At 48.4% G+C, this 9,547-nt stretch carries 11 protein-coding genes; 3 read left to right on the top strand and 8 right to left on the bottom strand.

All coding sequences use genetic code 11. From position 1 onward, the window contains the following. Positions 1-11: 11 nt before the first annotated feature. The 3 genes from ACJ2PR_RS21110 to ACJ2PR_RS21100 are packed head-to-tail and all read right to left on the bottom strand — an operon-like array spanning position 12 to position 1,876. The gene (locus ACJ2PR_RS21110; RefSeq protein ID WP_446866005.1) at positions 12-233 is read right to left on the bottom strand and encodes an LOG family protein; all 222 of its coding nucleotides are present in this window, start codon (positions 231-233) and stop codon (positions 12-14) included. A 52-nt stretch (positions 234-285) separates the two neighbouring features. Continuing rightward, on the bottom strand, positions 286-1,062 hold the full coding sequence (locus ACJ2PR_RS21105; RefSeq protein WP_446878435.1) for an RDD family protein: 777 nt from the start codon (positions 1,060-1,062) through the stop codon (positions 286-288). 7 nt (positions 1,063-1,069) lie between these two features. Continuing rightward, on the bottom strand, positions 1,070-1,876 hold the full coding sequence (locus ACJ2PR_RS21100; RefSeq protein ID WP_446878434.1) for a hypothetical protein: 807 nt from the start codon (positions 1,874-1,876) through the stop codon (positions 1,070-1,072). 179 nt (positions 1,877-2,055) lie between these two features. Here ACJ2PR_RS21100 and ACJ2PR_RS21095 point away from each other — a divergent pair, with 179 nt between their 5' ends. Then, positions 2,056-3,057, top strand: a complete 1,002-nt coding sequence (locus ACJ2PR_RS21095) for a stage II sporulation protein M (RefSeq protein ID WP_446878433.1) — start codon at positions 2,056-2,058, stop codon at positions 3,055-3,057. A 19-nt stretch (positions 3,058-3,076) separates the two neighbouring features. Further along, the gene (locus tag ACJ2PR_RS21090; RefSeq protein ID WP_446878432.1) at positions 3,077-3,682 is read left to right on the top strand and encodes a Uma2 family endonuclease; all 606 of its coding nucleotides are present in this window, start codon (positions 3,077-3,079) and stop codon (positions 3,680-3,682) included. Here the strand turns inward: ACJ2PR_RS21090 and ACJ2PR_RS21085 are convergent. From ACJ2PR_RS21085 to ACJ2PR_RS21065, 5 genes are all read right to left on the bottom strand, one after another. Beyond that, complete coding sequence (locus ACJ2PR_RS21085; protein ID WP_446878431.1) at positions 3,673-4,983, bottom strand: DUF58 domain-containing protein; 1,311 nt, start codon at positions 4,981-4,983, stop codon at positions 3,673-3,675. The two genes, ACJ2PR_RS21090 and ACJ2PR_RS21085, sit on opposite strands and share 10 nt — an antisense overlap. Before the next feature lie 70 nt (positions 4,984-5,053). Beyond that, positions 5,054-6,004 carry an AAA family ATPase gene (locus ACJ2PR_RS21080; protein WP_446857397.1) on the bottom strand — a complete coding sequence of 317 codons (951 nt, stop codon included), beginning with the start codon at positions 6,002-6,004 and terminating at the stop codon, positions 5,054-5,056. 41 nt (positions 6,005-6,045) lie between these two features. Then, positions 6,046-7,131 carry a DUF4350 domain-containing protein gene (locus ACJ2PR_RS21075; RefSeq protein WP_446878430.1) on the bottom strand — a complete coding sequence of 362 codons (1,086 nt, stop codon included), beginning with the start codon at positions 7,129-7,131 and terminating at the stop codon, positions 6,046-6,048. Beyond that, positions 7,128-7,739, bottom strand: a complete 612-nt coding sequence (locus tag ACJ2PR_RS21070) for a DUF4129 domain-containing protein (protein ID WP_446865997.1) — start codon at positions 7,737-7,739, stop codon at positions 7,128-7,130. Before ACJ2PR_RS21070 ends, ACJ2PR_RS21075 begins: the two co-directional genes overlap by 4 nt. 78 nt (positions 7,740-7,817) lie before the next feature. Next, positions 7,818-8,462, bottom strand: coding sequence for a CPP1-like family protein (locus tag ACJ2PR_RS21065; protein ID WP_446865996.1), 645 nt, complete (start codon positions 8,460-8,462; stop codon positions 7,818-7,820). A gap of 340 nt (positions 8,463-8,802) precedes the next feature. On the opposite strand from ACJ2PR_RS21065, the gene ACJ2PR_RS21060 reads away from it, so the two are divergent. Beyond that, positions 8,803-9,513 (top strand): response regulator transcription factor, encoded by a 711-nt coding sequence (locus ACJ2PR_RS21060; protein WP_446857393.1) that lies wholly within the window; start codon positions 8,803-8,805, stop codon positions 9,511-9,513. The last annotated feature ends 34 nt before the right edge of the window (positions 9,514-9,547 follow it).

The raw sequence follows: 9,547 nt of genomic DNA, 5'->3' as shown, positions 1-9,547 counted from the left end.
AAAGCCGTCCTTTAGCGAAGCGGAGGACGGGGTTTTAGACCCATCTCTCTGATAAATGGGTCAACCGCTGCCAGAGTTGCATCTGCTACAACGCCCATCAGCCCAACGTTTCCGCCGCCATACACGAGCGTTAAACCTTTTGTTGCTAAAGTTTCACCCAGTTGTTGTGCAGCAAGTTGATAGGCGGGATTCGCCCCCATGCTGGAGACACAAAATACACAAATAGCCTTCACGATCAGCTTTCCTCTAGCGTTTCGTAGAAGGCTATCACAAATTTTGATGGTATTAAAACTGATTAGATTGCTGTTGGTAAGCGAGATAAACGGCTTCTAAAAATAGATCGGCAGTCATTTGAAAGGGTAATTCTTGCATTCCGATTAGCTGTCTAGCTTGACGAGCCAACTGTATACTCAAGTCCGATCGCGCTTTTGATTCCATTAGCGTTCTGCGCTGCAAATACTCCCGAATCACAGCAAAATCATCGGGTAATAACTTCCCAATCTCAGCCGTATTTAACAATTTATTCGCCAGAGATTGTGCATCTGTGGATAGCTGAAACGTTGCAGAGACGACAGGGCGCTCATTTTGAACGACGATCGTTCCCGCTGCCCAATCCCCCACTCGCTTTTCTCGCTTACCCAGGATAATGAACAAAACGCCGACAAACAAGACATCATCAATTGGTCGTAGCAACGCTCTGAGAATCGCCTGAGACAAACCCGCAGGTTGCCCATCATCTCGAATCACGCGGATTTTGGCGAAGCGCTTTCCGATCGTTTGTCCGCGCCACAGTGTCTCAAAAAATACAAAATAGCCAATGTAAAGGCTGAAGCCGACCAGCATTCCGATCGCCTGCATCCACAGGTTCAGATTCCTAGAATTGATATAGTTGGACAACTGCCAATAAACGATCATCCATATGAGCGCAAACGCCAGCAGGACAGCACTCCAGACGATGTAGTCGATCAATAGTGCCAGCGTCCGATTGCCAATTCCTGCCAGCGTAAACTCTAACTCGACACTTTCGGGTGTTTGAACTTTGACCTGATTGAAGAAACGCATAAATTGTTTAACGATCGCGTAACTGCAATCCTAACCCTTCACGACGAGCGCGAAGATCATAATAAATTACGGCTTTGATCACCTGCCAAAAGGGCATCACCAGCGCAGAACTGACAATTAGAACCACAAGAACCGCCAGACCTACAAACACCGCTAACACGGGCACCGAACTTGGATCGCTGGGGATAAAGATCTGTAAAACTGTACTCAAAACCTGCGTCGGAATTTGTACCACCAAGCTAACCAGAAATGCGACGAACACAACCCACTGAATGCGACCTACAGCCCCTTCAGTTAAGTCCCAACTGCGGCTAAGAGAAGTCGTTGCATCAATATTTTCTTCAACGGCGATCGCCACATCATAAACAAACCATCGAGAATAGATTCGGATCAAAACAATTAACGCAGCAATGGTGCCAACGATACCAAATAAAATACCGATCGGGCCCAACAAAGTACTTAGACCAAACACAAGAGCGAGAACGATCACGATTCCAATGTACAAGCCAATAAAAATCAAGCCTAGTAAAATTGATGCTACAAAGAAACGCCAGATTCGGCTATTGGTAAAGCGTCGAGCGTCTCTGATGCTTTCTGGCTGGTTGATTAATTCTGCGTAGGCGTGTCTCGAAATTAAGCCAGAAATGGCAGCCATCTTGGCCCATCCAAAAACTGGAACAAAAATCCACAGGTAGGTGATCAAAGAAAGAATAAGGTACTGTTTGAAATGGGAGCGATAAATTCGGATTCCAGTGCTGACAACGTTACCGACACTAAGCGGGCCGAGGGGACTAGCGGGACTGACGTTTGACATAAGATTGGGTTATTGATTGAGGAGGCGAATGAGGTGTGGCAATAGACTTGAAACTGTCTAAGCCCTTATTAGAGGCTGAGGTGCTTCAAGATTTGCGGTCTAAAGTCTAACAACGATAGAGTTGACGCTATCTTAAGCGACCTAACAGTTAGTTTCCGGAAAATTTAAGATTGTTCAAAATGAATGTCAAACGTTGGATTGCACGACGAGAACCAAATTGGAAATTGTTGGATGCGCTGCTCACACGAGTCGAAAAGCGAGGATTGCGATCGCTCCAGACCAACGAGATCAAACAGTTGGCTAGCTTATACCGATCGGTTTCGGCTGATTTGGCCCGCGCCAGAACCAATCAAGCCGTAGTTGGAAATACGTTGGTTCATGATTTACAGCAGTTAGCCTCTCGTGGCTACAGTCAAATTTATCAGGGGTCACGCCGTCAAGAGTGGAAGGCAATTCTCGACTTTTATCGCTGGGGCTTCCCGGCTGTGGTGCAAGAAACCTGGGTTTGTATTGCGATCGCCACCGCTTTATTCATCTTAGGTGGCTTGATTGGCTGGTGGTTTGCGTGGCGTGATTCGGCTTTTATGTCGCTCTTTGTGCCCGATGAAATGCTGCGAATGGTGCGCGACGATCGCAAGCTGTGGATGGGTTCGATTTTGGGAACGGAACCGACCGCTTCGAGTCAAATCATGATCAACAATATTATGGTTTCATTTAGAGCGATCGCAGGTGGTATGACGTTAGGAATCATCACCGTTTTGCTGCTATTTTTTAACGGGTTGATGATCGGAACGATCGGGACTTTAGTGGGTCAAAACGATTTAGCTTTTCCATTTTGGGCATTTGTATTTCCCCACGGATCTTTAGAACTTCCCGCAATCTTCTTAGCCGGAGGAGCCGGGTTATTGATTGCACGAGGAATCTTATTACCGGGAAAGTTTCGTCGAGCCGATGCACTAAAGTTTTATGGATTACAAGCGGCTCAGTTGGTTTGTGGACTGGTGCCCATGCTGGTGATTGCGGGAGCGATCGAAGGCTTCTTTTCTCCCAATCCTGCGATTCCTGATCTTCTCAAATACATCACCGGAATCGTCTTGTTTGTGTTGCTAATCAGTTATTTCAACCTAAAGCATTCAACTGATCAACAAAGTACCGAACTTCTGAATTATCCTAAAACCTAAAGTATTGAAAGTGATTGTCATGCAAGCCACAGAACGCCGCTACTACACCCCACAAGAATATTTAGAACTCGAAATTTCCTCTGAAATTCGTAACGAATACATTAATGGTGAAATAATTACCATGACAGGAGGTACTCCTACACACAATCAAATTACTGGCAATCTCTACGCTCATCTCAACTTTGCCCTGAAACGCCAAACGTTCAGAGCTTTTGTCACTGATCAGCGTCTTTGGATACCTCAAAAGAGAACTTATACTTATCCTGATGTAATGATTACGCCGCGAGAATTTCAGTTACAAGAAGGAAGAAAAGATACGATCGTTAACCCGATCGCCATTGCAGAAGTTCTCTCTAAATCAACCAGAGATTATGATCATGGCGAGAAGTTTTCTGCTTATCGGACAATTCCCAGCTTTCAAGAATATTTGCTGATTGACCAATACAGTATTCACGTCGAGCATTATTCAAAAACTAACGCAAATCAATGGCTACTCTCTGAATATGAAGATCCGAATTTTGTTCTATCCTTCACTTCTTTTGAGTTTCAGATTGCTATCAAAGATCTTTACGATGAAGTCGATTTTGATGCGGTTGGAGAAACCGACTCGAGTTTTCAAAGTTGATTTTTGGCTTTGAGTTGTAGATAGCGATCGACGAGTTGTTCTGTAATTTGATTGGCGGGCGCATCCAAAACCAACACCCCTTTTTGCTTTAATTCTGCAAACGCAACTTGACGCTGAGCCAACAAATCTAACGCCACTGCCCGCGCATAAGTAGACTGAATATTTTCAGTAATCGTATGAGCTTGAAGGTCAACTTGCGGATCTCGAAGCGTCACACAAAACGGCAAATAACGAGGCGTTAATCGACCCATCGCCGCTAACAATTCTGCCGAAGCGGTGGTGTCTACAATGTCAGTAATTAGCACCACCAGAGCGCGACGAGACTGTTGATTAACCAGCGTTGTCACCGCTCCCAAATAATCGGGTTCCAAAATCTCAGGCTGAATAGGTGTTAATCGCTCAATTAAATGCGTCAAATGAGACTGACCGCGTTCTGGTGGAATCCAGGTGTGAATCTGACGATCGAACACGCCCACTCCCACGCGATCGCCTCGATTCAAACCCGCCAAAGCCAGAGAGAGCGTCGCATTTAGCCCCCAGTCAAAGCGAGAAAGTCCCTTCACGTTAGCCGTCATCAAGCGACCGCGATCGAGCAATATAATCAGCGTTTGTTCTTGTTCTGGCTCCAACACGCGCACCAAAGGCTGGCCTCGTCGAGCGGTCGCCTTCCAGTCAATGAAGCGGAGATCGTCACCCACGCCATATTCCCGCAGTTCTGAAAACTCGGTGCCGATGCCCAATCGTTTTGCTCGTTTCATCGCTCCAGAAGACTGCAAAGTCAACCGAATCGAGAGCGATCGCAGTCCAATCAAATCGGGATACACCGCCACAGTCTGATTTTGAGGAATCTTCCAATCTCGCCACGCCAACCCCCACGGACTCAACTGCCTCACCTGAATCCCCCGCCATTGATGTTCTCCGCGACTGGTAGGATGCACCGTATAAATCAATTCTTGACGACTATTGCTCGGTAACTTTGCCGCCAGCGGCATGACCGACACGCCAAAATCTAAGGGATACGCATCATGAATTTGAATTTCAGCAGGTTGCTTCCCAGCTTCGACCGACAGACTCACTAGGTTATCTCGACCGATCGACAACCGCGACAACGACGATCGCTCCACCCTGACTTTTTCGACCCGACGACTATCGACGATCGCCAACCCCAACACAATTCCATCCCAAATCAAAAGAGTTAGAAGGGATGCGCTTAGACGATTTTCAGCCCAAATTAGGGAAATGAGAGCCGCGATCGCCATTCCCAACAGCAGTAGCCCATAGGTGCGACGAGAAGGAATCATGGGAGGGATGAGGGATGAGGGATAAGGGATGAAGTTGATTCTGCGTTTCAGCCGAGATTTGCTAGTTTCGCTATCTAGGAACGGGAACCTGGCTCAAGACAGATTGGATCACTGCATCAACTCCTACGCCGTCTAATTGAGCTTCGGGACGGAGGATTAGACGATGCCGTAACAAGGGAGGAGCAATGGTTTTGATGTCGTCTGGGGTGACAAAATCGCGCCCAGAAAGCCACGCCTGGGCCTTACTTGCTTGTAGCCAACTGACCGCCGATCGTGGCGACGCGCCCAACACCAGATCGGGATGCTGACGAGTTTTTTGGACAACAGCTAACAGATAATCCAAAACTGACTCCTGAACCGAAATCGCTTTCACCAATTTTCGCGCTTGGACAATGTGCGCTACGGTTGCCAACGCATTCAGCTTCTCTAAGTCCGATCGCTTTGCCTGAAATCCTGCCTCACTGTTGAGCAACATGCGCTTCTCGGCGGCGGCATCTGGGTATGAGACAAACAGCTTAAAGAGAAAGCGATCGAGTTGCGCCTCTGGCAAGGGATAAGTGCCCTCAAACTCTAGAGAATTTTGTGTAGCAATCACCCAAAACAACTCAGACAGCGCCAAACTTTCACCATCTAATGTCACCTGCTGTTCTTCCATTGCTTCGAGTAAGGCGGCCTGAGTTTTGGGCGGGGTGCGATTAATCTCGTCGGCTAATAGAATTTGCGTAAAAATCGGCCCTTTCTTAAGCGTGAAACTGCGCGTATTTAAGTCAAAAATATTCGTCCCCAAAATGTCAGAGGGTAGAATGTCGGGCGTTAGCTGAATCCGCCGAAAATCAGCCTGCACCAACTGAGCCATGACTTTAACGAGCAGCGTTTTTCCCGTTCCCGGAACGCCCTCCAAAATCACATGCCCCCCCGAAAGTAGCGCGACGAGAAGCTGTTGAACGATCGCGCCTTGACCCACAACGACTTTATCGAGGGCTTGGCGGAGACGATTAATCGTGGCGTAGAGGTCGGACATAGGAGGTAGGGAGGAGGGAGGAGGGAGGAGGGAGGAGCTAGCTAGGGGAGGTGTTGGTGGACGGTTTGGATATTTTTGATCCAGGTGGTCAGGTCTTGTTCGCTGAGGCGTTGTTTTTTGGAGAGGGGTTGAAGGACTGGTTGGAGGTCGGTGGTGGGGCGGCCGGTTTGCTTGACCCAGAGGTTAATCAGCGTTTCGGGGTCTAAGGGCGTTGAGCCGAGACCCAAAGCTTGCTGAATTTGAATTTGTTCTGCTTTGCCGATCGCATCCACCACAAATTCACTGCGACCTGCTTGATGCAAAACGCCCGCAAGTGCCTGAATATAAGCTTCACTATTGTCAGTTTTGGTATTGGTTAAGGGCAGAGGTTGACCCAGGCGATGATTGTTTGCCCAGATGTAGACCAAAAGCAGCACGATCGCTTGCACCAACACTGGCAACAGAGGCGTTTGGGTCAAATACGTCAGCCAGTTTCCTTTCTTTTGAGCTACAACTTCGCTTTCTTGGTAGCCGTGGCTGTATTCATCAACCCAAATCGTCTTGCTGTTTTGTTTGACCAGTTTGGCTAGAAATGCAAGATTCGGCTGGTCTTGATAAGCATTGGCACCCAAGTAAGGCGTATTGACGAGAATGACCCGTCCTTTACCGATCGCGCTTTGCCAGACAATAGCTCCATAGCGATCGCCCAACAACTGCGCTTCACCCCGCTCCAACTTTTCCCGGCGAGAAGTTTCGATTTTGACACCACCTGTCTGAGTCGTGCTAAAAGGCGCTTCTGTCGCAGGCGTAAATTTCCCTAAAATAACCAGGGTGTTGCCTCGACGCACCCACTCTAGATTGCTTTCTGCCAGCGATGCCCGATCCATTCCAGGGTCGATCGTCACAAGCGTCACCGGAGCCTTGTCTAAACCAGCCTGTTTCCCAAACTCCGCAAAAGGACGCTTCCACTGTTTAATCGGCGTTTCCTGCTGCTGCATGTAGGCATACCAGGCCCCATACCCATCGGGAGCGCGACTAAACGTAGAGCCACCGACCTGGCGACCTCTCGGAGCCGCAAATAGGGTAAGCAATACGATCGCCACCAGCACAAATCCAGCAAACAAGAGCCGTCGATCGATCCGCTTCATCTGATCTGCCCCTCGCTGCCTTGCTCAATCTCTTGATAGGCTCGCTGACAGGTCGAAAACTCTTCAGACGAAATAGTAGCCTGACCAAAACACAGTTGCTCATGAGTGCTAATCAGAGTTTGATAAGACTGTGCTTGCGGCAACTGCTGGACGACCTGTAAATACTCTCCATCGGTGCGGCTAGACTGATGCGGCAACAGCTTCGTATCGTTTAAGCGCTGTAGCATCGCCATGTATAAGGCACGACACGCTTCCGAATAATTGCCCTGACGCTGAAATTCTTGCATCTGACGCATCCAAGCGGCAACGGTACGATCGCGCTCCTCATCCCCTTTAGCGGGTCGGTTGAGCCAGCGAGCCTTGTCAGGATTTAGAACGTTGAGATAAGTGAACAATCGCCAAATCCGCCAGCCTAACCAAATTGAGGCAAAGATCACGATCGTCCAAAAAGCCGTTTCCAGCAGATTCTCTGGAAACCACCATTGGGGCGCATTGGGTAGATTGGGCAGATTGGGAGCTACAAACACTCGCTCAACCCATTCCCCGGCGCGCCGGAAAATCTGCTGGACTTGCCAGTCAAAACTATTTTTCTCAAAAGCAGCAGACATGCAGGAATCTCATCCAGACGTGAGAGCGATCGGACGCAATAAATCACGCCTCTTGCTTAGATCCCACATTATATTCGCTTACTTCAAGAAGCTACTGAATATCCACAAAATGAAGAATGTAACCAAACTCACCACCACATCTGGCATCGGCAACCCTGGAATTTGCGATCTCAAAGAGATATCTGCTGAAGCAGATCGCAGCGCTCCATCGAGCAAGCCACCAATCAAAAATCCCAGAATCAATCCGCCCAGACCGAGCAAGACCGATCGCCCCAGTTTGCGCTCTTTACGATAGATAAAGTACAGCGTAGAAGCCACACTCACCGCCATTGCTAACTGCAACGTAGAATCTTGCGGATAGAAAAACACGACACCCCCCAGAGCAAGCTGAATCACCGCAGGTAAAGCAATCTCTTTGGCAGCGGGCACGTCCAGCAGATTGCTCAACCACTGAGGAGAACTTTTAGACGGAGACGGGGCCGGACTGGGCTTTGATTGGGCTAGCTTTTCTGGAAAGCGAATGCGATCAGGCACCGGAATTTTCCCTTCCTGGCGCATTTTGAGGCGCTCCATCAGGACAGCATCATAGGCCGTTTCGATCTCGGTTAGTTTTTTTTGATCGTCAGCAAACTCTGTCAACAGACGCTTTTTGGCACTCTGAATCTCCTCAAAGGTCGCACCTTCTTGGACACCGAGTTTTTCGTAGGGATTTCGATCGCTCATCAGCCGTTACTCCACCTTCTCATTCAGGGTAACTTAGCTCAACACAGGTTCACAACTAGACTTTGGACTTTAGACTAAGAACGTCAGACCTCGATCATTTCGGGCTGCTCGGCTAAAAACGAATTCCCTGCTCGTCTCCAGTCTACCGTCTATCGTCCGCCTCTCCCACAAGCTTTTTTGCGGAAACCACGGTATCTGAGGATATTCTAGACAAAAGCTGAGGCATACTAATGCTGATGGCAAATATATCCTGTGTATTACAGAAATAGACAGCTTCTCAACTAGCTCTGCACATCACACCTAGTTTCCACCCCTACACTTTCAACGCAAGGTTATGGTCATGGCTCCAGCCAAGATTCTCGTAGTAGATGATGACTCGGCAATCCGGAATTTGATCCATCGTTTTCTCACGAAGCAAAACTACCAGATGGAGTCTGCCGAAGACGGTAAAACGGCTATGACAACGTTTGAACAGTTCAATCCTGATTTAGTAATTTTGGATGTGAATTTGCCAGATGCCAATGGCTACAATCTCTGTCAAGAAATGCAGAGCCGTACCGGAGTGTTTGTATTAATGCTCACCAGTCGGACAGATGAGGCAGATAGAATTCGCGGATTTAGCCAGGGTGCGGATGATTACATCACAAAGCCTTTTAGCTTAGGAGAGTTGGGCGTTCGAGTTGGGGCGATCTTAAAACGTCAGCGAGTCGTGACAACCGCCGAGCAGCAATGCCTGAGTTTTGACAAGTTGGTGATTGATCCCGTCCGGCGAGAGGTCAAGCTTAACGAAGATATGGTGCCTTTGACGGCGCTAGAGTTTGATCTGCTGCACTTTCTAGCCAGCCATCCGGGTCGGGTGTGGCGACGGGCAGAGTTGATTCAAGAAGTTTGGGATTATGAGTATGTGGGCGATCAGCGGGTGGTAGATGTCCATATTGGTCAGATCCGCAAAAAGATCGAAATCGATACGAGCCAGCCAGCTTTGATTCAAACGGTACGTGGCGTTGGCTACAAGTTTGAGTCGCCTCCCGCAACCGAAGAAAAACGATAAGCGATCGCGGAGTGATGAAGGTTGCTCCGCTTTT

The organism is Phormidesmis sp. 146-33 (assembly GCF_052939515.1).
Note: the sequence above shows the minus strand (reverse complement) of the source record. Positions and strands in the feature narration are given on the sequence as shown.